This is a genomic window from Roseovarius sp. (assembly GCF_965277045.1).
Taxonomy (GTDB): domain Bacteria; phylum Pseudomonadota; class Alphaproteobacteria; order Rhodobacterales; family Rhodobacteraceae; genus Roseovarius.
In genome coordinates, this window is the sequence record NZ_OZ255712.1 from 3,353,007 (window position 1) to 3,376,286 (window position 23,280).

A 23,280-nucleotide genomic window follows, 5' to 3' on the forward strand; every position below is an offset into this window, starting at 1 on the left:
ATTTTGAAGTGAAAACATGGCCTTATATAACTTGACGCGATTGCTTGCACTTCTATGTGGTTTATCCGATGGTCTGACCCGACACGGGGATCATGGTTTCCAGGCACCATGACATTCGCGGATCACTCGGGAGGAGACATTTCTGTGTTCTTGGTGCGTGCCATTGATGGCTTGAATGAAATCGTCGGGAGGATCGTTTCGGTTCTGGCCATCGTTTTCGCCGCAATCATCATCTACGACGTCGTTCTGCGCTACGTGTTCAGCGAACCGACCCGCTGGGCCTTCGATGTCTCGAAACAGTTGTTCGGCTTCTACTTTGTTCTGCTTGGGGGCTACGCCTTGCGGCACAATGCGCATGTCCGGGTCGACATCCTGACGGAACGGTTTGGCCACGGTGCGCAACGCATCATCAGCCTCGTGGGCTACGTTATCTTTTTCTTCCCGTTCGCCTGGGTCTTTTTGACCCGCTCGTGGGAGTTTGCGATGCGCTCCTTCGCGCAGGGCGAAGTGACATATGGCGCCATCCAGATGCCGGTTTATCCGCTGAAGCTGGCGATGTGCGCAGCGGCAGGCCTCTTGCTGCTGCAGGGCATCTCGGAAGTCCTCAAGATCATATTCGACCGGCAGGAGGGCCATCAATGAATCCCGAGTACATCGCGGTATTGATGTTCGGCCTGCTGCTCGCGGGCCTGTTCCTTGGGCACCCTCTGGCATTCGTTCTGGGCGGGACGGCCGTGCTGACTGCGATCATAGCCGGCAAGCCCATGGTTCTGGGCATCGTCATAAACCGAATTTTCGGTGACGTCCTGGACAACTACACGCTTATCGCCATTCCGCTGTTCGTCCTGATGGCTCGGTTTCTTTCGGATTCCGGCGTGACGGACCGAATGTTCGAAACCCTGCGCCTGCTGCTCAGCCAGGTGCGGGGCGGGCTTGCCCTGGCGGTCGTTTTCATCTCGATTCTTCTGGCCGCCACGACGGGCATCATCGGGGCCTCGATCACGGTGATGGGCGTCATGGCCCTGCGTCCGATGCTTCAATACGGGTATGCGCCTTCGCTGACGGCCGGGGTTATTGCCGCCTCGGGCTGTCTCGGCATCCTCATTCCCCCATCGATCATGCTCATCCTGATGGCCAGCTATTCGCCCCTTTCCGTTGGCGAGCTGTTTGCAGGCTCCATGATTCCCGGTGTCCTTCTCGGGCTGAGCTATGCGGTCTATGTCTATATCATTTCCGTCCTGCGACCGGATCTTGCCCCGGCGGTAGAGCCCGACGAGAAGGTCGAACGCTCGACGCTTCTGCGGATGCTGCTGGTCGAGGCGCTGCCGCCGCTGGTCCTGATCTTCGGCATCCTCGGCTCGCTTCTGGCAGGAATCGCCACGGCGACCGAAGCGTCGGCAATCGGCGCCGCCCTGGCCCTTCTCATCGTGATCGCGCGGGGCCGGTTCCAGCTTGGCAGCTTCTACGGCGCGATGCTTGAAACCGGTCGTACCTCTGCAATGATCCTGTTCATCGTGGTCGGAGCGACGGCGTTCACCGGCGTCTTCAACATCACCGGCGGCTTGCGCGCGACGCAGGAGATCATTCGCACCCTCGACATGGAGCCCTGGATGCTGATCACTATGATGATGGTGATCGTGTTCATCCTTGGCGCATTCCTCGACTGGACCGGGATCGTGCTTCTGTCCTTTCCGATCTTTCTGCCGATCATCCAGGAAATGCCCGATGTGAACCTGCTGTGGTTCGTCGTCCTGATGGCGGTCGTTCTGCAAACCTCGTTCTTGACCCCGCCATTCGGATACGCGCTGTTTTACCTCAGGGCCATTGCGCCACCGGAGCTTCGCACCGGCTCGATCATAAGCGGCGTGCTGCCGTTCATCGCCCTGATCGTCGTGATGTGCGTGCTGGTCGCCGTGTTCCCGGCACTGGTCACGTGGCTGCCCGACGTCATTTACACCCAGTAACCCAAACCATGGAAAAGGGAGATACCATGACTACCAAGGCATTCGCACTTGCGGCCGCAGCCGCGACGGCGCTGGCCGGACAGGCCACGGCGCAGGAAAACTGGACGATGACCACCACGTGGCCGTCCTCCCTGGAACTGATCGAGACCGACAAGCATTTTGTCGACCTCGCCAACAAGCTGACCCAAGGGGAACTGACAATCGAGTTCTTCGAGGGCGGCGCGCTTGTGCCGTCGGGCGAGGTGTTCGGCGCGGTGGAATCGGGAACGATTCAGGCCGGCGCCGACTGGCCGGGCTACTGGGCGGGCCGCGATGCGGCATTCTCTCCGCTGGCCACAACACCCAGCCTGTTCAACGCGGTGGACTACGTGAACTGGATCCAGCAATGGGGTGGCGCCGAGCTCTACAACGAGATCTACGGCCAGTTTAACATGGTCTACCTGCCCTACGGCGTGACCAACAACGAATCCGGCTTCCGCACCAACGAGCCGATCGTCACACTGGAAGACCTTCAAGGCAAGCGTCTGCGGCTTTCCGGCCTCGAGCAGGGCAAACTGCTGGAGCGTCTGGGCGGCAACCAGGTATCGATGGCCGGTGGCGAAATCTACCAGTCGCTCGAGCGCGGCGTGATCGACGGTGCTGAATTCTCGACGCCCAACGTCGATTGGTCCGGCGGCTTTCAACAGGTGACCCAGTATTGGGCGACGCCCGGCTGGCACCAGTCTGCTTCGGTCTTCGGTGTGATGATCAACAAGTCGGCCTGGGACGCGCTTAGCCCCGAGACCCAAGAGAAACTGCAGATCGCGGCGGACGCCACGCTGCTGTGGTCGCTGGCCTTCACCGAAAAGCGCGCGACCGAAGCCTATGCCAAGTTCGACGACGCGGTCGAGATCAACCGCTATGACGACGCGACCCTCGAGAAAGTTCAGGAGATGGCCAACGAAGTCATCGTCGAGACCGCGTGCGAGAACCCGAACTCGGCCAAGGTCTATCTCAGCATGGTCCAGTACCTGGAGGACTACGCCCAGTGGCGCGATGCCTCCGCGCCGTTCAACCTCGGGCGCACACCCAACGGCCCGGACGTGGCTGCACTGCAAGACTGCGCAGGCTGACCGCCTGAACCAGACTGAATGGAATGTCCGCTGCCCGGCGGGCATTCGCAGCGCAGCCGAAAGTTAACGGCATCTTGTTGGTAAAAACGAAAAAAGGCGCCTCTCGGGGCGCCTTTTGTCATTGGTCGGAGTGAGAGGATTCGAACCTCCGGCCCCTGCCTCCCGAAGACAGTGCTCTACCAGGCTGAGCTACACTCCGTCCGTGAGACAGCCGATTACATAAGCGCCCTTTCATTTGCAAGGACGGAATCGCCTCTCTGAGTAAAGACGCCCCAGCCGAGGCGTCGCGTCAGCTTGGCTTTGCGCGGGCCGCGCCCGACCGTTCAGAGACTGTCGGACAGCGCCGCTACGATGGCGTCCCCCATCTCGCTGGTGGTGACGGGTTGAACCCCCTCTTCGCCCAGCAGGTCCGCCGTGCGCAGGCCGTCGGCCAGCACCTTCTCGACCGCCGTCTCGAGGCGCTTGGCCTCGTCCCCCTGGTCGAAGCTGTAGCGCAGCGCCATGGCGAAGCTGAGGATACACGCGATCGGGTTGGCCTTGCCCTGCCCCGCGATATCCGGTGCCGAGCCGTGCACGGGCTCGTACAGCGCCTTGGGCCGTCCATTGGCCATCGGCGCACCCAGGCTGGCCGAGGGCAACATGCCAAGGCTGCCGGTCAGCATCGCGGCGGCATCCGACAGCATGTCGCCAAACAGGTTGTCGGTGACGATCACGTCGAATTGCTTGGGCCAGCGGCACAGCTGCATCGCGCCGGCATCGGCGTACATATGCGTCAGCTCGACATCGGGGTAATCCTCGTCATGCACCTTCTGAACCACTTCGCGCCACAGGATGCCCGATTCCATCACGTTGGCCTTTTCCATCGAGCAGACCTTGTTCGAGCGCCGCCGCGCCAGTTCGAAGGCCGAGCGTGCGACCCGGTCGATCTCGGACTCGGTGTAGCGCTGCGTGTTGATGCCCACCCGCTCGTTGCCTTCCTGGATGATCCCGCGCGGCTCGCCGAAATAGATGCCGCTGGTCAGTTCCCGCACGATGACGATGTCGAGGCCCGCGACCACGTCGCGCTTGAGGCTCGAGAAATCCGCCAGCGCGTCGAAGCACTGCGCCGGGCGCAGGTTCGAGTACAGGTCCATCTCCTTGCGCAGACGCAAAAGGCCACGCTCCGGTTTGACCGAGAAATCGAGGTTGTCGTATTTCGGCCCGCCCACGGCGCCCAGCAGAACCGCGTCCACCTCCTGCGCCTTGGCCATCGTGTCGTCATGCAATGGGCTGCCATGCTTGTCATAGGCCGCGCCGCCGACCAGATCCTCGCTCACGTCAAAGGCCATCCCGCGGTTGGACCCGAACCAGTCTATGACCTTGCGCACTTCGGTCATGACCTCGGGGCCGATCCCGTCGCCGGGCAGAATGAGAAGCGAGGGAGTGCTCATGCGGAATCCTTTCCAAATCCTGACTGTTGCCACCGCGTAGCCTGACGCGCGGGAAGGGTCAAGAAAGGTGGGGTTTCAATCCGCTGGCCAGCGCCTCCCAGACCACGGCGATACGGGGCGTGTGCCGAAGCGCCTGGTGGGTGGCAAGCCAGACCGGGAGGCTTGGCAGGTCGATGTCGAAATCCAGGTCTTCGACATCGCCGTGCAATGCGCCCAGTGCCTTCATCCCGAACCCGACGCCACATCCGGCGCGCACCATTTCCCAGCCGACCGTGTGGCTGTCGCAGCGAAACGCGAACATATCGCGCGAGGCCGGCATGTTGCGCTCCTGCATGCCACGAATGATCTCCTCGTTCCGGTCGTACCCGATGACCGGGTGATCGAAGAGCTCCGCGATCGTGCGCGGGCGCCCGGCCTTTTGCAAGTAGCTGCGCGAGGCGAAAAGACCGAGCGGGAAATCCCCCAGATGCCGGGCAACAAGTTCGAGCTGCTCGGGGCGATACATCCGCACGGCGATATCGGCCTCGCGGAAAAGCAGGTTCTCGCTGCTGTCGGACGGCACGACGTCGATGCGGATCCCGGGATGATCTGCATGAAGCGCGGCAAGGATCGGCGGCAGAATGTAGACCGATACCGTATCGCTCGCCGTAATCCGTACGGTCCCGGTTGCCTCGGTCTGCTGGCCGGCAGCGGTCAATTCGATATCGATCATGGCGCGATGCATGTTCCGTGCGGGCTCCAGCAGGGATTGCCCGTTTGCCGTCAATTCCAGCCCTTTGGGTTTTCGATGAAACAGGACTTGGCCCAGCAGGTCTTCCAATTGACGGACCTGGCGGCCCAGGGTGGGCTGGCTCGTCCCCAAAAGGCGCCCGGCCGCCGAAAGCGAGCCCTTTTCCGCCACCGCAAGGAAGGCCCGGACAAGCGACCAGTCAATATCTGACATGCGACTTACCATTCACGAATGAATAGCGAATGCGCAAATTTTGGCAATTCCTATTCTCATGTATTTATCTAACCTGAGGTCAATCCAAGCAGCACGAGGTGCGATCTGATGCAGAAGACCGTTCTTGTTCTCGGCGCCACCGGACGGTTCGGGCGTCACGCGTCCGATGCGTTCTGGAACGCAGGCTGGACCGTGCGGCTGTTTGATCGCGCCCGTGACGACCTGATGACACAGGCGCAGGGCGCCGATATCATCGTCGCCGCCTGGAATCCGCCCTATCACCTCTGGGAGCATGAGCTTCCAGGTCTTCACGCGAGGATCCAGGCCGCCGCCCGCTCCAGCGGGGCTGCCGTGCTTCTTCCCGGGAACGTGTATGTCTACGGGCCCGACACCGCAAAACCATGGTCCGAAACGTCGCGTCAGGCGCCTCCCACAGCGCTGGGGCGTATTCGCAAACAGGTCGAGCAAAGCTACCGTGACAGCGGCGTACAGACGATTCTTCTGCGTTCCGGGGATTTCCTCGACACCGAGCGTGACGGCGGATGGCTCGACAAGGTCATGATGTCGCGCTCAAGCCGGGGTCAGCTGCTTTATCCGGGTGACGCGGACGCCTTGCACGCATGGGCCTTCCTGCCCGATCTGGCCCGCGCGGCGGAGCATCTCGCCCGACGCAAGATCAATCTCGGCCAGTTCAAGGAAATCATATTCCCCGGTTACGCGATAACCGGCTATCAATTCGCGCAGCACATATCGCAGGCTCTCCACCACGATATCAAGGTACACCGGATGAACTGGCTTCCCCTGCGGCTGGCCGCGCCGTTCTGGCCGCTGGCGCGCGGGTTGCTCGAGATGCGATATCTCTGGGACCTACCGCACAGCCTGCAATCCGAACGCCTGGCCGAACTATGTCCGGACTATCGGGATACACCCTTGGACGAGGCGCTGACCCAGGTCGTCGCGCCTTGGCGCAGAACAGCCCGCCCGACACGATGCCGCTCATGTCACTTCAGCAAAAGATCGACCCAGACAAGTCCGTGACGACTGGCGTCCTCCACGGACGCATTCATACCGTCAGTGACGATCCCCGCGTTCAGGACCTCCAGATCCGCCGAAGGCAATACATAGCTGACCCTCAACGACCCCGGATCGGGACCTGGCCAGTCCACCGTATCAAGTCGTGGGTCGCCGTCATGCTCGTCGCCTTGCGCCACACCGGCCGGTCGCATCGGCTTGGGGTCGGTCATCCGGCCGTCTGCAAGTAACCACCGGATCGCTGCTTTGCGTCCCGCCCCATCGACCGGGTCGAGATTGGCATCCCCTGCCAGCACGAAGTGCGGCTCCGGCCGGTCACCGAAAGCGCCATCAAGGTACTTCGGCCAAAAGACGATTTCGTCATGATTTCGCCGCCCGTTTCGATCTTCCGGCCCGTCGAACACCGGTGGGCTGGCATGAAAGGTCAATAGACGCAGCGTTTGGTCCTCGATCCGAACCGGCACGACCCAGTGTCCCACGGTCGAGAGGCGCTGCACCTTCTTTACACGATCCGGCAAAAGTGGCGTACCGTCCTCAAGGCGCAAAAGCGCTTCCGGCATGTCGCGCCACAGGATGTCGCTGAAGTCGCGCACATCCTCGGTGACGACGGGAAACCGTGACAGAACCGCCATCCCGCCCTGCCCTGCGAATGTGCCGTAACCCTGCGCATCCCTGGGCCGGCCCTTTCGTCCATCGCCATCGAGATCCAGTCCGGTGGTCATGCCCGTGTTGGGCCGCAGCGCAAAAACATGCGGCAAATCGTGCCCGTGCGCAGAGATTCGCTGCACGAGGGCGCGCGCTGCCATCAGATCGTGATCGTAGTCGATACCCTGCAACGCGATGATATCCGGCGTTGCGCGTGCAATCAGCCGGGCCACGCTTTCGACCTGCGGGTCGTCTTCGGACAGGATATCGCGCAACAGCAGTCCCGGGCCCTCGCGGGCGAGTTCGGTGTTGAACGTCGCGATACGAACGGTTGTTTCGGCCGCCGCGGGTGAGATCGCCGCAATCAGCGCCAGAAGCGCCGCGCTTAGGCGTTCTGCAAACCTTCCGCCTTTGCATAGACCCGGCGGCGCTTTTCCTCGATCAGTTCGGCCACGCGCATCAATGCGATACCACGCATGAGAATGCTTGCGGGAAGAAGAGCCCATACGGTCATCATCCAGATCAATGTTTGTTCGCTCTGAAACGACACCGGCTCGATCACCAGTGACGCCGCCTTCACGATTGCCGGAATCAAGAATGGCAGCAAAGCTCCTAACACAATGTTAAGACCCGAGTCGCGTCGCAGCCTGTCGACGATGTCGCCGCCGCGCGTCGGATCGAACAAGGGCAGGTTGACCCACACATTGAACGCGCCGTTGCGCATGGGCCATCCAAGAAGCCGCACCAGGATAACGAAGACCAGCACCATCACCAGGGACACGCTATAGGCCACGGCAGCCGCGATCCGCACCGAATTGGCAAGGTCCAGGCTGGCATCCGGCGGGAGCATCAGCACGACCAATCGCACCGGCGAGAACGGAAAATCCATCGCATTGCCGAGGGTCTGCGCAAAGTAGGTGAGGATCAGGGTGATTGGGCTGGGCTCGATCTTGCCGCGCGCGATCAACGAAAGCACCACCACGACAAGTGCCAGCGCGAGGAACTTCAAACGATTGAATGGCGGAGCGAACCGGAATTCGACGATGCTGGGATAGCGGCCGAAATACTCGATGAAAGTAAGCAACGAGAACAGCAGCGCGATCACCACGACAATCTGTGCGGTGTCCGTCGCGACCGACGGCAGCACAAGCGCCGGTGTTGCCACCAGCAAGGCCACGAGTATTGCACGCGTCAGCGCACTGATGATCTGCGAAACCACTGCCCGGTTCCCTTACAACTGGCCTGCCACGGTTCGATGCCGCGACATTGTTCCAATTCGGGTCCGTCGATTATGACGGCTTGCCTCATTCTTGCCCAATTTCTGCCTTCTTTCACCATCCGGCTCAAGACACCAGTTCGTTAGACTTAGAATTTTCGGCGATTTGATGGTGAGGGTGGTGCCGGTTTGCATCAATAAGCTGACGGATTTGAGGCGCCGTTGTGTTCACACCCAAGATGTGGGGGGTTCAGGCTAAGCCCCCACAATAATTCATTAATATTAGTTGTTCTTTTGATTAACCTTTTAATCTCAAGATTGCACCGGCCGCAGATGGCGGCCGGCACATCGCTTTCTTTGGGGGGTTAGACCCAAGGGCGTTGCGTCGCGGCCTTGGCCTCGAACGCGTCGATCGACGCAGCTTTTTCCATCGTCAGGCCGATATCGTCCAGCCCGTTCAGCAGGCAGTGCTTGCGCCAGGGGTCGACGTCGAAGCCGATGGTGCCGCCATCCGGGCCGGTGATTTCCTGGCTTTCCAGGTCAACAGTCAGCACCGCGTTCGATCCGCGCTCCGCGTCGTCCATCAGCTTGTCGACCTCTTCCTGCGGAAGAACGATTGGCAGAATGCCGTTCTTGAAGCAGTTGTTGTAGAAGATGTCGGCGAAGCTGGTGGAGATCACGCAGCGGATGCCGAAATCCAGCAGCGCCCAGGGCGCATGCTCGCGGCTCGACCCGCAGCCGAAGTTGTCCCCGGCCACGATGATCTTGGCCTCGCGATAGGCCGGCTGGTTCAGAACGAATTCCGGAATCTCGTCGCCATTGTCGTCGTACCGCATCTCGTCAAACAGGTTCACGCCCAGGCCCGACCGCTTGATCGTCTTCAGGAACTGCTTGGGAATGATCATGTCGGTGTCGATATTGACCAGCGGCATCGGCGCCGCGACGCCGGTAAGTTTCACGAATTTTTCCATCACACGATCTCCCGGATGTCGGTCAGTTTGCCGGTCACCGCCGCCGCTGCGGCCATTGCCGGGCTCATCAGGTGGGTGCGCCCTCCTCGGCCTTGCCGACCCTCGAAATTGCGGTTCGACGTGGCCGCGCACCGTTCACCAGGCTGCAACTGGTCAGGGTTCATCGCCAGACACATCGAACAGCCTGCAAGCCGCCACTCGAAGCCGGCCTCGGTAAATATCTCGGCCAGCCCTTCTTCCTCGGCCTGGGCGCGCACAAGCCCCGAGCCGGGCACGACCATCGCCCGCTTCACCTTGATCTTCTTGCCTTTCAGGATCTCAGCGGCGGCGCGCAGATCCTCGATCCGGCCATTGGTGCAGGACCCGATGAACACCGTGTCGATCTCGATATCCTTCAGCTTCTGACCGGGCGTAAGGCCCATGTATTCCAGCGCACGCCGGGCCGCGTCGGTCTTGCCACCGGTAAAGCTCTCGGGGGCAGGCACCTCTCCGTCGATGGGCAGCACATCCTCGGGGCTGGTGCCCCAGGTGACCACCGGCGCGATATCCTCGCCCTTGATCGTGATCACCTTGTCCCAATGCGCATCGTCATCGGAATAAAGCGTCTTCCACCAGTCCATGGCGGCTTCCCATTGTGCACCCTTCGGCGCATGAGGCCGGCCCTTGATGTACTCGAAGGTCTTTTCATCGGGCGCGATCAGGCCAGCGCGTGCGCCGCCTTCGATCGCCATGTTGCAGACGGTCATCCGCCCTTCCATCGAAAGGTCGCGAATGGCCTCGCCGCAATACTCGATGACATAGCCCGTACCGCCCGCGGTGCCGGTGCGGCCAATGACCGACAGGGTGATGTCCTTGGCGGTCACGCCGGGGCGCAGCTTGCCGGTAATCTCGACCTTCATGTTCTTCGACTTCGTCTGGATCAGGGTCTGGGTGGCCAGCACATGCTCCACCTCGGACGTACCGATGCCGTGCGCCAGCGCGCCGAACGCGCCGTGGGTCGCGGTATGGCTATCGCCGCAGACCACCGTCATGCCCGGCAGGGTCCAGCCCTGCTCGGGGCCGACGATATGAACGATGCCCTGCCGCACGTCGCTGACCGGGTAATAATGGATGCCGAAATCCTTGGCGTTCTTGTCCAGCGCGGCCACCTGGATGCGGCTGTCCTCGGGCATCGCCTCGGGATTCTCGCGCCCCTCGGTGGTCGGCACGTTGTGATCCGGCACGGCAATGGTCTTGTCCGGCGCGCGCACCTTGCGGTTCGCCATGCGCAGCCCTTCAAAGGCCTGCGGGCTCGTCACCTCGTGCACGAGATGCCGGTCGATATAAAGCAGGCAGGTGCCATCCTCGGCCTCGTGCGCCAGGTGGGCATCCCATATCTTGTCATAGAGTGTCTTGGGGGACATCGGTCCTCTCCCGTCGTGTCAGTGGAAATTCATAACAATTCGTCGAAGGGCGTCGCCCTATAGACGCGCCAGAACCGCGCGTGCCGCGCCGAAGAACCGCCAGGGCAGGCGCGCCCGATCGTCCATGTCGAAAACCCGTATCATGAGTGTCAGATACAACCCCGCCCCGAGTCTATCAAGAGCACAACGGGCCCGCGGACCGAACCGCTTCTTCCTCTGGCCATCAATATCCCGGGGGTTCGGTTGAAGCTGCGCTTCAACCCTGGGGGCTGGCCCCCAATTCACCAAACCTGCGCGGCGCAGCCGCACAACCAGATCACGGGTCAGTCCGGCGCCAGCATATAGCCTTCGCCGCGCACGGTTTGCAGGTATCGCGGCTGTTTCGGATCGGACTCGATCTTGCGCCGCAGGCGCGTGATCTGAACGTCCACGGCCCGCTCCTGCGCCTGGCCCCTGTCGCGGCCCAGGTCTTCGACCAGCTTGGTGCGGCTCACCGGCTCGCGCAGGTTCTCCGCAAATATCCGCATCAGCTGAACCTCCGTCGCCGTCAGCCGGATCATGTCCTCGCCCCGCATCAGCTCGGACCGCTCTATGTCGAACCGCACGGGCCCCATGCTCAGAACCTTGGGGGCTGCATGTTCGGGCTCGGCCTCCGGCATCCGGCGCAGGATCGCGTTGATCCGCAGCAGAAGTTCCTTCGGCTCGAAGGGCTTGGGCAGATAGTCGTCCGCACCGGCCTCCAGCCCGGCGATGCGCTCCTCCGTCTCTCCCTTTGCAGTCAACAGAAGGATCGGCGTGTCGATCGTTTCGCGCAACGACCGCGTCAGGGAAACGCCGTCTTCGCCCGGCATCATTACGTCCATCACGATCAGGTCGAATTCCAGCCCCGACAGCACGCGGCGCGCGTGATCCGCGTCACGCGCCACAGACACCAGGAACCCGTTTCGCGCAAGGAACTTGCGCAACAGGTCGCGGATGCGCTCGTCGTCATCGACGATCAGAAGGTGCGGCGCCGGATCGTTCATGTGTCAGCCTCCCGTATCGCATGATACTTCCGCCGCATATCCGGGTCCATCATCGCTTCGAGCACCTGCCGGAAACCCGCCACGGCCTCCGGTCCCGCCTTGCGATAGGCCGCCCGCATCCGGGCTCTTTGTGCATCGGACAACGTCTGTTCCAGTCCGCGCCCCTTGTCCGTCAGCGTCAGATGACGCTCACGCCTGTCCGTCTTTCCCTGCTGGCTTTCCACCAGCCCATCCTCGATCAGCGTACGCAAGACCCGGTTGAGCGACTGTTTGGTGACCCCCAGAATACCCAGCAGATTGTTCACCGTCGTGCCGGGACGGCGCGCGATGAAGTGAAGCGCGCGGTGATGAGCCCGGCCATACGCCATCGTGGCCAGGATACGGTCGGGATCTGCGGTGAAACCGCGATAGGCAAAGAACATCGCCTCTATGCCTTGTCGCAACTGTTCGTCCGTCAGGAACAACAGGTTTTCGCCGCCATGCGCCTCGGCCATGTTCGCCCTCCCGTCACATACGGCGCCAAGATAAGTCAGCCTTGTTGACATTCCAAGATCAAACTGGTAGCGAATCGCAGTTTCTGCGCAATTTTATGTCCACTTCGGACGTTTCCAGCGCAACAAATGGAAAGAGGCCAGGCTGAGGAGGCGGAAATGGCAGCATATGACGATCGCGACGGCAAGATCTGGATGGACGGCAAGCTGGTCGAGTGGCGGGACGCGAATGTGCACATCCTGACCCATGGCCTGCACTACGCCAGTTCCGTCTTTGAGGGCGAGCGGTGCTACAACGGCAAGATTTTCGAGAGCCGCAAGCACTCGGAACGCCTGCACTATTCCGCCCGCCAACTTGATTTCGAGATCCCCTACACCGTCGACGAGATCGAAGCTGCCAAGATGGAGGTCCTTCAGGCCAACGGGTTCGACAACGCCTATGTCCGCGCAGTCGCGTGGCGCGGTGCCGGCGAGGACATGGGCGTCGCATCGGCCCGCAACCCCGTGCGCCTGGCCATTGCCGCTTGGGAGTGGGGCGCCTATTACGGCGACGCCAAGATGAAGGGTGCCAAGCTCGACATCTCCAAATGGAAACGTCCCAGCCCCGAAACCATCCCCAGCCACGCCAAGGCCGCCGGTCTTTACATGATCTGCACCCTCAGCAAACACGCCGCCGAGGCGAAGGGCTGTTCAGACGCGATGATGTTCGACTATCGCGGCTACGTGGCCGAGGCGACCGGCGCCAACATCTTCTTCGTCAAGGACGGCGAGGTGCACACGCCCGACCCCGACTGTTTCCTCAACGGCATCACCCGCCAGACGGTCATCGGCATGCTGAAGGATCGTCAGGTCAAGGTGCACGAGCGCCACATCATGCCCGAGGAACTGGAAGGCTTCGAGCAATGCTGGCTGACCGGCACCGCCGCCGAGGTGACGCCCGTTGGCCAGATCGGCGACTACAATTTCGAGGTCGGCGCGCTGACCCGCGATATCGCTGAAAGCTACGAGAAACTGGTGCGCGCGTAGGTCTTGGCCTTCGCGTGGCATGACGGCGCATGAGCGTGCGCACCGCAATCGAGGCCGCTGGCCTGTCGGACGGTGCGACGCTGTCGTTTCACCATCACCTCCGGAACGGGGACGATGTGATGCGTCAGGTTTTACAGGCCTGTTCGGACATGGGCCTGCGCAACCTGCACATCGCGCCATCCTCGATCTTTCCTTGTCATGCGGCGCTGATCCCGTTCCTTGAAGACGGGACCGTCACGCGGATCACCACGTCCTACATGAACGGGCCACTTGCCGAAGCGGTGCAGCGCGGACATCCGCCTCATCCCGTCCGTCTGCAAACCCATGGCGGTCGGGCCGAGGCCATTGCATCGGGCCGGCTCAAGATCGACGCGGCGTTCATCGCGACACCGGCAGTGGACACAGAGCGTAACCTCGGCGGAGCTGCGGGCCCGAACGCCTGCGGCCCGCTGGGGTATGCAATGGTCGATGCTGCCCACGCCCGCTTCGTCACGGCTGTCACCGATCACTATGTCTATGACTTGCCACGTGTGTGCATCCCGGCCGAGCAGGTCGATCTCGTCGTCACCGTCGACAGCATCGGTGATGCGCGACAAGTGGCCTCCGGCACGACCGCCCGGACGCCGTCGGCCAAAGGGCAGGCCATCGCCGACCTGACCGCCCGCCTCATAGCCTGCAGCGGCCTTCTGCAGGACGGTTTAAGTTTCCAGACCGGCGCCGGTGGGACGTCTCTCGCGGTCGCCCGCAGCCTGGCGCCGATCATGGCGGACCGGGGCGTCACCGGCGATTTCGCGGCGGGCGGCATCACCGGGCCTCTGGTCGAAAAACTGCATTCGGGTCTGTTCCGGCGCCTTCTGGACGTTCAGGCCTTCGACGGGGCCGCCATCGCCTCTTACGCAAACGATGCCGCGCATCACGCCATGTCCGCCTGGGACTACGCCAGCCCCGCCAATCCGGACAGCGCCGCCTCGCGCCTCGACGTGATGATCCTCGGCGCGGCGGAGGTCGACATGGATTTCAACGTCAATGTAACCTGTGCCAGCGACGGGCGTATCATCGGTGGATCTGGCGGCCATGCCGACACCGCGGCGGGCGCGAAATTGGCCATCGTGACGACCCCGCTGTGCGCAGGCGGATTTCCCAAGCTGGTTGAACGGCTGACCTGTCTCACCACACCGGGCCACACGATCGGCGCCGTGGTCACGGAAGAAGGTATCGCCATCTCCCCCGCTGCCCCAGATCTGGCGCGGGCCGCGAAGAGCGCCGGGTTGCCTCTGACATCTCTCGACGACCTGCGCCGCAAGGCCAAAGCGCAGGCCACGCAACGTGCAACGCCCAAGTTCGTTGAACGCGTCATTGCGGAATGCGAGTCCCCGGACGGCACGGTGATCGACCACGTGCGCGCGCTGTACCCTTAAGCAAAAGAAAAGCCGGGCACAGTGACCCGGCTTCCCCTTTGGTCATGTCCCTGTCTCAGCCCGGGCTGAGACCGCGCAGGCGCTCGGACCGGCGGCGCAACAGCTCTACCGTCGTCAGCAGCAGGATCGAGATCGTCACGAGAATCGTGGCCGCCGCAAGGATCGTCGGTGAGATCTGTTCGCGCAGGCCCGTGAACATCTGCCACGGCAGAGTCTGCTGCTGTGCCGAACCGACGAACAGCACCACCACCACCTCGTCGAAAGATGTGATGAAGGCAAAGAGCCCGCCCGAGATCACCCCCGGCAAGATCAGCGGCATCTGCACGCGGAAGAACGTGGTCACCGGGTTCGCCCCCATGTTGGCCGACGCCCGCGTCAGCGAGCGGTCGAAGCCGACAAGCGTGGCCGTCACCGTGATGATCACGAACGGCACGCCCAGTGCCGCGTGCGCCAGGATCACCTTCACGTAGCCCACGAAGGCTTGGTCCAGCCCCAAATTCGCCTCCAGCCAGTTGCCCAGCGGTGCGTAGAAAAAGAACATGCCGGTGGCCGAGATGATCAGCGGCACGATCATCGGCGAGATCAGGATCGCCATGATCGCCTGACGTCCCGGAACGTGACTTTGCGACAGGCCGATGGCCGCCAGCGTGCCGAGGCTGACCGAGATGAACGTCGCGAAGGGCGCGATGATCAGTGAGTTCTTCAGCGGCGTCATCCACTCGTCCGTGCCGAGGAAGTCGCGGTAGTGCTTCAGCGAATAGCCCTCGGCCTGGAAGTTCAGCATCTCGGGCGTGAAGGTAAAGAAGTTCTCGGCGTTGAAGCTCAGCCACATCACCGGAATGAGCGGCGCGATCAGGAAGAAGAACACGAAGCCGCAGATGAAAAGGAACGTGTTGTGCCACAGCACCTGCCCAGGGGTGTAGTAGATGGGCACGTTCTTGCGGTAATCGCCGGTGTCGAGCCAGTACGCAAACCAACTGAGCACCGCGCCTATAATAACCCCGGAAATTGCCGCACCGAGACCGCCGGCGAGAAAGCCGGCAACCGCGAAGGCCACGATGATGCCCCACCGGGTCTGCGTGCGCTGACGTGACATCTGATGCGCCAACGCCGCGATGCCGGCCCCGATGACCGCGCCGACAAGCGCGCCAAGCCAGGGCTGGCCATAGACGTTGCCCGCCACAAAGCCGAACATGGCGCCCAATACCGCTGTCAGCGGAAGGGTGAACCCGGTCAGCGGCGGGCGCGGAATGGTGACTGTGTAGCCATCGTCTTGATCAGTCATGACTAGCCCCCCAACTTGACGTTATCGATGCCGACGATCCTGTCGTAACACCAGTAGAGCAGCAGAACGACGACCAGAAGGATCGTTCCCAGTGCGGCAGCAAGACCCCAGTTCAGCGAACTCGAAATGTGATAGGCGATTCGGTTCGAGATGAAGACACCGTCGGTGCCGCCCACAATCTCGGGCGTGATGTAGTACCCGATAGACAGGATGAACACGAGGATCGAGCCCGCCCCGATGCCCGGCACCGATTGCGGGAAATAGACCCGCCAGAAGGCCGTGACGTTGGTCGCGCCCAGCGACTTGGCCGCGCGCAGGTAGGACGGAGGGATCGTCTTCATCACCGAGTAGAGCGGCAGGATCATGAACGGCAGAAGGATATGCGTCATAGCGATGATCGTGCCGGTCGCGTTGTTCATCAATATCAGTCGGTTCGCGTCATCCACGAAGCCCAGCCAGACGAGGATCTCGTTTATGACCCCCTGTTGCTGCAACAGCACCTTCCAGGCGGAGGTCCGCACCAGAAGCGACGTCCAGAATGGCAGCAGCACGAGGATCATCAGCACGTTGGCCGTGCGAAGCGGCAGGTTGGCGAGGATCCATGCCACCGGATAGCCCAACAGGATACAGCTGCCGGTGATGATCAGCGACATGTAAAGCGTGCGCATGAACAGCTTGATGTAGATCTGCTGGTTTTCGGGCCGCGCCTCGACCCCGTCGAAGCCAAGCTGATAATCCGCCGCGTTCAGAAAATATCCCGACGTGTAGGGCGACTTGTAGACGTAAAGCGTCTTCCACGTCTGCGGATTGCCCCAACCCTGGTCGATCTCGAGAAACGCTTCCTTGAAGGTCGGTTGCGGCTGGTCGGCCAGCACGTCCTGCGCCGCGCGCAGTTCCTCGGCACCGAAGCCATTGTAGGACGCCACATCGGCACCGGCCTGCAATTCCTGAATCAGGGCGATCTTGACCGACTCCCAGGGCTCTTCCTCGGCCACCACGTCTTCTTCGGCAATGGCCGTAAAGACAGCGAAACTGGCGTATTCATAGGCCGTACGCGGCAGCAGCGCGGAAATCTCCGCTCCGGGCAGGAAGCCGGTGCCGCCCGTGAACGCATCGCCCGTCAGGGCTCGCAGCCGGGCACGGGCGCGGTCCAGCACGTCCTGGTCGGTGTTCTCGGCATTCTCGCCGCCGCGCATCAGGTCGAACCAGAACGCCTCATTATCCCAGGTGTCCTCGGCCAGATCCTCAAGCGCGTCGATCTGGTCTTCGCCGATCTCGTCAAGGTCGCGTCCGACAGAGCGGAACTGCGAGGACAGGCCTGTTTGTTCGTAGTTCAGGCGCGTGCCCAGCTTGGTGTGCTCCTTCGCCTCGGAGGCCAGGAACAGGTCGTAGTAGAGCGCCTCGTAGACCGGCTCGTCCGGCAGGTCGCTTGCGGTCGGGTCCCACTCTGCAATCGCGCTGACCGTCTGCGGCAGGGTATCGGGCACGATAGTGTTGTCGACCGACCGCAGCAGCATCGAGACGATGGGCACGATAAAGGTTACGAGGACGAAGATCAGCAGCGGAGCGATAAGCAGCAACGCCCGCATCTTCTGGCGGCGCAAGGTCCGCGAAAGGCTTTTCTTCAGCGGCGTACCGTCGGCAGCCAGAACCGGGCCGCCCTCGTTGCTGTCCGCAATGCGCAGCCCGTCATCGGGCGTGGGCGCCGCCTTGCCGGTCGTGGCGTCAGTCACATCGCTCATAAAGTCCCCGTCGGCAGTTTGTTGTTTTGTTTTTTGTCTGTGTGGAAGGGCCGCGGACGGCCCTTCCAGGTATCTCTAAGCGAACCGCTTATTGCGCCAGCCACGCCTGGAATTTGGCGTCGATGTCGTCGCGGTAGTCAGCCCAGAACTCGTAGTTGTAGAGGAACGTGTTCTTGGCGTTCTCCGGATCGGTCGGCATGTGCGGCGCCATGTCGATGCCCAGTTCCGCATGCTGACCCACCAGCGGTGCCGAGGAGGCACGGGCCGGACCGTACGAGATGTACTTGGCCTGGTCCGCCAGACGCTGCGTGTCGGTCGCGAACATGATGAAGTCCTTGGCACGTGCCAGGCGGTCTTCGGGCAGGCCCTCGGGGATGATCCAGCCGTCAAGGTCGAACACCTGCGCGTCCCACATCATGCCGATCGGCTGATCCTGCTCTTCGATCGCGGCGAACAGACGACCGTTGTAGGTCGAGCCCATGAAGACTTCGCCATCGGCCAGAAGCTGCGGCGTGTCGGCACCGGCGGACCACCAGATCACCTCGTCCTTGATGGTTGCCAGCTTGTCCAGCGCCTGTTGCTGGCCTTCAGCGGTGGCCAGGACGTCATAGACTTCTTCCTTGGCGACGCCGTCGCACAGCAGTGCCCATTCGACGTTGTTGATCGGGCGCTTTTCCAGCGCGCGCTTGCCCGGATAGGTTTCCAGGTCGAACACGTCGCAGATGTCGTTGGGCGCTTCCACGCCTTCCGGCACCATGTCGGTGCGATAGCCGAAGGTGGTCGAATAGACGATCTGCGGGATAAAGCAGTCACCCACCAGCAGCTCGCCGAAATCTTCCTCGGCCGAGGTGCCATCGGGTGCCGCGGCCAGGTCTTCCTCGGGGTCGATTTCCATCGCCAGGCCTTCGTCGCACAGGCGCAGCGCGTCGGCGGCCACGACGTCGACGACATCCCAGGTGATGTTGCCGGCCTCGTCCATGGCGCGCAGCTTGGCCACGGCCTCGTTCGAGCTTTCGTCCCAGATGACTTCCAGGCCTTCGTTCATTTCCTTGTACGGCTCGGCATACGCTTTCTGCTGGCTCGCCTGGTAGGCGCCGCCCCAGGAAACGATGGTCATCGAATCCGTCATTTCCTGTGCGTGAGCCGACGCAGCACCAACCGTCAGTGCGGTCGTCGCCATAAGTGTTTTCGTCAGTTTCATGTCATACTCCCAAAAGTACTCCCGTTTACCTTTCGGGCCCCATGTCACGGGAACAACATGCGGACCTCGTTCTATCCGGGCCGGCGCGGTGGCCCGCCCGAATCCCTATAAACTCCTAGTTCGCATCCAAAGCGCGGCAATCCTCGGGCAGCCAGCCGATCTCGATCGTCTCGCCCGGCGTCAGCCGCGTCTGGTCCGGCGCGTTCCGCGACTTGATCACGAAATTGTCGTTGCCCGCCACGCTCAGACGGGTGCGGAAAATGTCACCCATGTAGATGAATTCCAGCACCTCGGCCTTGATCGTGTGGGTGCCTTCCTTGAGACGTTTCTTGTCGAATTCGACACGCTCGGGCCGGATCGAGACGCGCGTACGTTCGCCGACCTCGCTGACGTTGACCGGCTTGCAGTCGATGATCCCGCCATCGTCCAGCTGCACCTGCGCAAGACCGCCCTGGATCTCCTTGACGGTTCCTTCCAGCGTGTTGTTCTCGCCGATGAACTGCGCGACAAAGCTGTTTTGCGGGCTCTCGTACAGCTCGTCCGGCGGCGCCAGCTGCTGGATGCGGCCATCGTCGAACACCGCGACGCGGTCCGACATGGTCAGCGCCTCGGTCTGGTCGTGCGTCACGTAAACGGTGGTGATGCCCAGATCATGCGCCAGTTTGGTAATCTCGAACTGCATGTGCTCGCGCAACTGCTTGTCGAGGGCACCAAGGGGCTCGTCCATCAGAACCAGCTCCGGCTCGAACACCAGCGCGCGGGCCAGTGCGATCCGCTGCTGCTGACCACCCGAAAGCTGTGCCGGGCGGCGGCCGCCAAAGGCGCCCATCTGCACCATGTCCAGTGCGCGCTTTACCTTGGCCTCCCGATCGGACTTGCCGATCTTGCGAACCTCCAGCGGAAAGCTGAGGTTCTCGGCCACGGTCATGTGCGGAAAAAGGGCGTAGTTCTGGAACACCATGCCGATGCCGCGCTTGTGCGGCGGGATATCGTTGATCGACACCCCGTCGAGCAGAATGCGGCCATGCGTTGCGGTTTCGAATCCCGCCAGCATCATCAGACAGGTGGTTTTGCCGGACCCCGACGGCCCCAGCATCGTCAGGAACTCGCCCTTGGGCATGGAAAGGTTCAGATCCTTCACGACCAGCGTTTCGCCGTCGTAGCTTTTCTGAACACGATCAAATGCGACAAACGCATCGCTCGCTTGCGATTCGGTCAAGAGTGTCTCCCCATATGTTTTTTCGTCGCGGTTGTTCCGCGTTTAGCAGGAAATAAAGCCAGTTTCCGCCGGCGATGCAAGCAAACTCATTGAGTTTTTCCACAGCAGGCAGCTCCGAAGGAAAATTAACCAAGGTCGCCCGGATTTAAGTCAGATTTCCTGCCTGATGACGCATCACTGGCCTGTTGGCCCTCTGTTCACAGCGCTTGACTCGGGCATGGGCGCCCGCAAGCGGCCATTCCGGGACCCCACCAAACTTCTGTCTCTCAAGTTTTTTTTCGTGCATTCCTGTCGCCCAGCATGCACCTTCGGGGCATCCCGGCACGTGCTGTCCGGCCCGACCAAGACGAGGAGCGATCAGACCATGAAAGACCTGCCCTTCACCCCCGTAGAGTACGACCGCCGCCTCAAGCGGGCGCGTGCCGCGATGGAAGAGCGCGGGCTCGATGCGGTCTTTATCACGGACCCCTCCAACCAGAACTGGCTGACCGGCTATGACGGCTGGTCCTTCTACGTGCACCAGGGGGCGATCCTGACGATGGACGGCCCGCCGCTGTGGTGGGGCCGGCATATGGACATGCTGGGGGGTCGCAGGACCTGCTGGATGGAGAATGATTTCATCCTCGGATATGGCGACCATTTCGTGCAGTCGACCGAGCGGCACCCGATGCAGGACCTGGCAGAAGTGCTCAAGCGGTACGGGCTGGAGACGGCGACGATCGGGGTGGAGATGGAGAATTACTACTACTCCGCCAAGGCCCATGCGGTGCTCTGCGCCGAGATGCCGAATGCCAAGATCGTCGACGCCACAACGCTGGTGAACTGGCAGCGGATCGTGAAGTCCGACGAGGAGTTGGTGCTGATCCGCAAGGCGGCTCGTATCTCGGAGAAAGTGATGCGCACCGCTATTGATATGGCAGAGCCGGGGCTACGCAAGAACGACCTCGTGGCCAGCATTCTGAAAGCCGGGATCGAGGGCGTGGACGACGACTGGGGCGACTATCCGGCGATCATGCCGCTGACGCCCTCGGGTCTTGACGCCACCGCCGCGCACCTGACCTGGAACGGCAACCCGATGCAGCCGGGCGAGGCGACTTTCTTCGAGCTTTCAGGGTGTTACCGCCGATATCACGCTCCTCTGTGCCGTACCGTGTTCCTTGGCGGCGAGCCGCCGCAGGACATTCGCGACGCCGAAAAGGCGCAGCTGGAAGGCATTCAGGCAGGGCTTGAAGCGGCCCGTCCCGGCAACCGGACGCGGGACATCGCGCAGGCGCTTCTGGACGTGCTGGCCAAGTACGAGATCAAGCGGGAAGGGCGCATGGGCTACCCCGTCGGCGTCAGCTATCCGCCCGATTGGGGCGAGCGCACCGCGTCGATCCGGCTGGAGGACGAGACGGTGCTGGAACCCGGCATGGTGTTCCATTTCATGCCCGCGCTGTGGATGGACACATGGGGTCTGGAGACGACCGAGACGATCCTGATCAACGAGGACGGCCCGGCGGAATGCCTGTGCAACATGCCCCGGCAGATGTTCGTCAAGGACTGACGCGAATCAGCCGGCGGAAACCCTGGTTAATGCCGGCAGGGTTCGAAAAACCGCGTCGGTATCGCGTCGGTATCCGTGTGGTATCGCGACGGTGGACCGTTCAGCGACCCGATCGTTACCGTGGCGCGCGTTGCTTTGGCGCGCCACGGTATGTCAAACGGCTCAGCTCGCTGCCTTCATCAGGCCTTCGTCTTTCAACTGCTTGTGCGCGAGGTCGAGCGCGAGGTTCGCGCGTTCGACCAGGGTGTCGATCTCGGACTTGGAGATGACCAGCGGCGGCGAGATGACCATGCGGTCGCCCACGTGGCGCATGATCAGGCCGTTCGAGAAACAATGCTCGCGGCAGATAAGACCGGCGGTGCCGGCATCGGCGGCGAACCTGGCGCGGCTGGCCTTGTCGGGGCTGAGCGCGATGGAGCCCATCATGCCGCAGATCGCCGCCTCGCCCACCAGCGGGTGGTCGGCCAGGGTTTCCCATTTTTCCTTCAGGTAGGGCGCGGTTTCCGTGCCGACGCGGGTGACGATGCCTTCCTCGTCGAGGATGCGCAGGTTTTCCAGCGCCACCGCACAGGTCACCGGGTGGCCCGAATAGGTATAGCCGTGGGCGAATTCGCAGCTGTTCAGAACCTCGGCCACCTCGTCGCTGACCAGCGAACCGCCCAGCGGTGCGTAGCCCGAGCTGACGCCCTTGGCGATGGTCATGACGTCGGGCTTGATGTCGAAGGTTTCCGAGCCGAACCACTTGCCGGTGCGCCCGAAGCCGCAAATCACCTCGTCGGCGATCAGCAGGATGTTGTACTTGCGGCAGATGCGCTGGATTTCCGGCCAGTAGGTTTCGGGCGGAACGATCACGCCACCGGCGCCCTGCACCGGCTCACCGATGAAGGCGGCGACCTTGTCTTCGCCCAGTTCGAGGATTTTTTCCTCAAGCTGGCGGGCACGTTCCAGGCCAAATTCGGCTGGATCAGTGTCTTTTCCTTCGCCGTACCAGTAGGGCTGGTCGATGTGGTGGATGTCCGGTATCGGCATCCCGCCCTGGGCGTGCATCGCGGCCATGCCGCCAAGCGAGGCGCTGCCCATGGACGAGCCGTGATAGGCGTTCTTGCGGCTGATGATCGCCTTTTTGTCCGGGTGGCCCTTCTGTTCCCAGTAGGTGCGCACGAGGCGGATATTTGTGTCGTTCGCCTCGGACCCCGAGGAGGCGAAGAACACGTGATTGAGGTCGTGCGGCGTCAGTTGCGCCAGCTTGTCGGCCAGCGCGATGGCGGGCACGTGGGTCGTCTGGAAGAAGGTGTTGTAATAGGGCAGTTCCTTCATCTGGCGGGCGGCGGCATCGGCCAGTTCTTCGCGGCCATAGCCGATGTTGACGCACCAAAGCCCCGCCATGGCGTCGAGATAATCGTGGCCCTCGCTGTCGGTCAGGGTCACGCCCTTGGCGCGGGTGATGACGCGCGCGCCCTTCTTGTTGAGCGCGTCACCGTGGGTGAAGGGATGCAGGTGATGCGCGGCATCCAGCGCCTGAAGCTCGGCGGTGGGCATATGATTGGTGATGGCGGTCATGGCGGTACCTTTCGTGAGCGGAGGATCGGACGGGGCGGCCCGGTCCGTTTG

At 62.2% G+C, this 23,280-nt stretch carries 20 protein-coding genes and 1 tRNA gene; 7 read left to right on the forward strand and 14 right to left on the reverse strand.

What is annotated here, in order from left to right; genetic code table 11:
- Positions 1-108 precede the first annotated feature (108 nt).
- From ACQY4V_RS16760 to dctP, 3 genes are read left to right on the forward strand one after another with little or no spacing between them, the layout of a single operon-like run.
- Complete coding sequence (locus ACQY4V_RS16760; protein WP_428513618.1) at positions 109-642, forward strand: TRAP transporter small permease subunit; 534 nt, start codon at positions 109-111, stop codon at positions 640-642.
- Entirely contained in the window at positions 639-1,964 is a 1,326-nt protein-coding gene (locus tag ACQY4V_RS16765; protein WP_428513620.1) for a TRAP transporter large permease, read from the forward strand. Before ACQY4V_RS16760 ends, ACQY4V_RS16765 begins: the two co-directional genes overlap by 4 nt.
- A 26-nt stretch (positions 1,965-1,990) precedes the next feature.
- A complete protein-coding gene (gene dctP / locus ACQY4V_RS16770) occupies positions 1,991-3,076 on the forward strand; it encodes a TRAP transporter substrate-binding protein DctP (RefSeq protein WP_222451908.1) in 1,086 nt (361 codons plus the stop codon).
- A 122-nt stretch (positions 3,077-3,198) separates the two neighbouring features.
- Here the strand turns inward: dctP and ACQY4V_RS16775 are convergent.
- The 3 genes from ACQY4V_RS16775 to ACQY4V_RS16785 all read right to left on the reverse strand — a co-directional run bounded on the left by ACQY4V_RS16775 (position 3,199) and on the right by ACQY4V_RS16785 (position 5,449).
- Positions 3,199-3,275: transfer RNA gene (locus ACQY4V_RS16775), tRNA-Pro, on the reverse strand.
- Between the two features lie 124 nt (positions 3,276-3,399).
- Entirely contained in the window at positions 3,400-4,506 is a 1,107-nt protein-coding gene (gene leuB, locus ACQY4V_RS16780; protein WP_428513622.1) for a 3-isopropylmalate dehydrogenase, read from the reverse strand.
- A 58-nt stretch (positions 4,507-4,564) separates the two neighbouring features.
- A complete protein-coding gene (locus ACQY4V_RS16785) occupies positions 4,565-5,449 on the reverse strand; it encodes a LysR family transcriptional regulator (protein WP_428513624.1) in 885 nt (294 codons plus the stop codon).
- A 108-nt stretch (positions 5,450-5,557) separates the two neighbouring features.
- Between ACQY4V_RS16785 and ACQY4V_RS16790 the strand changes: the two genes are divergently transcribed.
- Positions 5,558-6,487: an epimerase gene (locus ACQY4V_RS16790; protein ID WP_428513626.1), complete on the forward strand. Its 930-nt coding sequence runs from the start codon at positions 5,558-5,560 to the stop codon at positions 6,485-6,487.
- Here the strand turns inward: ACQY4V_RS16790 and ACQY4V_RS16795 are convergent.
- The 6 genes from ACQY4V_RS16795 to ACQY4V_RS16820 form a co-directional block, all read right to left on the reverse strand.
- The gene (locus tag ACQY4V_RS16795; RefSeq protein ID WP_428513628.1) at positions 6,451-7,401 is read right to left on the reverse strand and encodes an endonuclease/exonuclease/phosphatase family protein; all 951 of its coding nucleotides are present in this window, start codon (positions 7,399-7,401) and stop codon (positions 6,451-6,453) included. The genes ACQY4V_RS16790 and ACQY4V_RS16795 overlap by 37 nt on opposite strands.
- 110 nt (positions 7,402-7,511) lie before the next feature.
- Positions 7,512-8,345: a hypothetical protein gene (locus ACQY4V_RS16800; RefSeq protein WP_152494193.1), complete on the reverse strand. Its 834-nt coding sequence runs from the start codon at positions 8,343-8,345 to the stop codon at positions 7,512-7,514.
- Between the two features lie 362 nt (positions 8,346-8,707).
- On the reverse strand, positions 8,708-9,313 hold the full coding sequence (gene leuD, locus ACQY4V_RS16805; protein WP_428513630.1) for a 3-isopropylmalate dehydratase small subunit: 606 nt from the start codon (positions 9,311-9,313) through the stop codon (positions 8,708-8,710).
- Positions 9,313-10,716: a 3-isopropylmalate dehydratase large subunit gene (gene leuC, locus ACQY4V_RS16810; protein ID WP_428513632.1), complete on the reverse strand. Its 1,404-nt coding sequence runs from the start codon at positions 10,714-10,716 to the stop codon at positions 9,313-9,315. The genes leuD and leuC overlap by 1 nt, the downstream gene beginning before the upstream one ends.
- Positions 10,717-11,039: 323 nt before the next feature.
- On the reverse strand, positions 11,040-11,741 hold the full coding sequence (locus tag ACQY4V_RS16815; protein WP_152494196.1) for a response regulator: 702 nt from the start codon (positions 11,739-11,741) through the stop codon (positions 11,040-11,042).
- Entirely contained in the window at positions 11,738-12,235 is a 498-nt protein-coding gene (locus tag ACQY4V_RS16820) for a MarR family winged helix-turn-helix transcriptional regulator (RefSeq protein WP_222451860.1), read from the reverse strand. Before ACQY4V_RS16820 ends, ACQY4V_RS16815 begins: the two co-directional genes overlap by 4 nt.
- Before the next feature lie 156 nt (positions 12,236-12,391).
- Here ACQY4V_RS16820 and ACQY4V_RS16825 point away from each other — a divergent pair, with 156 nt between their 5' ends.
- Together ACQY4V_RS16825 and ACQY4V_RS16830 are read left to right on the forward strand one after the other, a co-directional pair.
- Positions 12,392-13,258, forward strand: a complete 867-nt coding sequence (locus tag ACQY4V_RS16825) for a branched-chain amino acid aminotransferase (protein ID WP_428513635.1) — start codon at positions 12,392-12,394, stop codon at positions 13,256-13,258.
- A gap of 29 nt (positions 13,259-13,287) precedes the next feature.
- Complete coding sequence (locus ACQY4V_RS16830) at positions 13,288-14,676, forward strand: citrate lyase subunit alpha (protein ID WP_428513637.1); 1,389 nt, start codon at positions 13,288-13,290, stop codon at positions 14,674-14,676.
- Between the two features lie 55 nt (positions 14,677-14,731).
- On the opposite strand, the gene ACQY4V_RS16835 is transcribed toward ACQY4V_RS16830, so the two are convergent.
- The 4 genes from ACQY4V_RS16835 to ACQY4V_RS16850 all read right to left on the reverse strand — a co-directional run bounded on the left by ACQY4V_RS16835 (position 14,732) and on the right by ACQY4V_RS16850 (position 20,123).
- Positions 14,732-15,961, reverse strand: coding sequence for an ABC transporter permease (locus ACQY4V_RS16835; RefSeq protein WP_428513639.1), 1,230 nt, complete (start codon positions 15,959-15,961; stop codon positions 14,732-14,734).
- Between the two features lie 2 nt (positions 15,962-15,963).
- The gene (locus tag ACQY4V_RS16840) at positions 15,964-17,703 is read right to left on the reverse strand and encodes an ABC transporter permease (RefSeq protein ID WP_428513641.1); all 1,740 of its coding nucleotides are present in this window, start codon (positions 17,701-17,703) and stop codon (positions 15,964-15,966) included.
- Positions 17,704-17,791: 88 nt separating this feature from the next.
- The gene (locus ACQY4V_RS16845; protein WP_428513643.1) at positions 17,792-18,904 is read right to left on the reverse strand and encodes an extracellular solute-binding protein; all 1,113 of its coding nucleotides are present in this window, start codon (positions 18,902-18,904) and stop codon (positions 17,792-17,794) included.
- A 115-nt stretch (positions 18,905-19,019) separates the two neighbouring features.
- Positions 19,020-20,123: an ABC transporter ATP-binding protein gene (locus ACQY4V_RS16850; protein WP_428513645.1), complete on the reverse strand. Its 1,104-nt coding sequence runs from the start codon at positions 20,121-20,123 to the stop codon at positions 19,020-19,022.
- A 364-nt stretch (positions 20,124-20,487) separates the two neighbouring features.
- On the opposite strand from ACQY4V_RS16850, the gene ACQY4V_RS16855 reads away from it, so the two are divergent.
- Positions 20,488-21,669, forward strand: coding sequence for a M24 family metallopeptidase (locus ACQY4V_RS16855; protein WP_428513647.1), 1,182 nt, complete (start codon positions 20,488-20,490; stop codon positions 21,667-21,669).
- A 162-nt stretch (positions 21,670-21,831) separates the two neighbouring features.
- Here the strand turns inward: ACQY4V_RS16855 and ACQY4V_RS16860 are convergent, their stop codons facing one another.
- Complete coding sequence (locus ACQY4V_RS16860) at positions 21,832-23,229, reverse strand: aspartate aminotransferase family protein (RefSeq protein WP_428513649.1); 1,398 nt, start codon at positions 23,227-23,229, stop codon at positions 21,832-21,834.
- Positions 23,230-23,280: the final 51 nt, after the last annotated feature.

What these genes read in the sequence shown, in the direction of transcription:
- ACQY4V_RS16760 (WP_428513618.1), top strand. Translation starts at nt 109, where the DNA reads ATGACATTCGCGGATCACTCGGGAGGAGACATTTCTGTGTTCTTGGTG.
- ACQY4V_RS16765 (WP_428513620.1), top strand. Translation starts at nt 639, where the DNA reads ATGAATCCCGAGTACATCGCGGTATTGATGTTCGGCCTGCTGCTCGCG.
- dctP (WP_222451908.1), top strand. Translation starts at nt 1,991, where the DNA reads ATGACTACCAAGGCATTCGCACTTGCGGCCGCAGCCGCGACGGCGCTG.
- leuB (WP_428513622.1), bottom strand. Translation starts at nt 4,506, where the DNA reads ATGAGCACTCCCTCGCTTCTCATTCTGCCCGGCGACGGGATCGGCCCC.
- ACQY4V_RS16785 (WP_428513624.1), bottom strand. Translation starts at nt 5,449, where the DNA reads ATGTCAGATATTGACTGGTCGCTTGTCCGGGCCTTCCTTGCGGTGGCG.
- ACQY4V_RS16790 (WP_428513626.1), top strand. Translation starts at nt 5,558, where the DNA reads ATGCAGAAGACCGTTCTTGTTCTCGGCGCCACCGGACGGTTCGGGCGT.
- leuD (WP_428513630.1), bottom strand. Translation starts at nt 9,313, where the DNA reads ATGGAAAAATTCGTGAAACTTACCGGCGTCGCGGCGCCGATGCCGCTG.
- leuC (WP_428513632.1), bottom strand. Translation starts at nt 10,716, where the DNA reads ATGTCCCCCAAGACACTCTATGACAAGATATGGGATGCCCACCTGGCG.
- ACQY4V_RS16815 (WP_152494196.1), bottom strand. Translation starts at nt 11,741, where the DNA reads ATGAACGATCCGGCGCCGCACCTTCTGATCGTCGATGACGACGAGCGC.
- ACQY4V_RS16820 (WP_222451860.1), bottom strand. Translation starts at nt 12,235, where the DNA reads ATGGCCGAGGCGCATGGCGGCGAAAACCTGTTGTTCCTGACGGACGAA.
- ACQY4V_RS16825 (WP_428513635.1), top strand. Translation starts at nt 12,392, where the DNA reads ATGGCAGCATATGACGATCGCGACGGCAAGATCTGGATGGACGGCAAG.
- ACQY4V_RS16830 (WP_428513637.1), top strand. Translation starts at nt 13,288, where the DNA reads ATGAGCGTGCGCACCGCAATCGAGGCCGCTGGCCTGTCGGACGGTGCG.
- ACQY4V_RS16835 (WP_428513639.1), bottom strand. Translation starts at nt 15,961, where the DNA reads ATGACTGATCAAGACGATGGCTACACAGTCACCATTCCGCGCCCGCCG.
- ACQY4V_RS16840 (WP_428513641.1), bottom strand. Translation starts at nt 17,703, where the DNA reads ATGAGCGATGTGACTGACGCCACGACCGGCAAGGCGGCGCCCACGCCC.
- ACQY4V_RS16845 (WP_428513643.1), bottom strand. Translation starts at nt 18,904, where the DNA reads ATGAAACTGACGAAAACACTTATGGCGACGACCGCACTGACGGTTGGT.
- ACQY4V_RS16855 (WP_428513647.1), top strand. Translation starts at nt 20,488, where the DNA reads ATGAAAGACCTGCCCTTCACCCCCGTAGAGTACGACCGCCGCCTCAAG.
- ACQY4V_RS16860 (WP_428513649.1), bottom strand. Translation starts at nt 23,229, where the DNA reads ATGACCGCCATCACCAATCATATGCCCACCGCCGAGCTTCAGGCGCTG.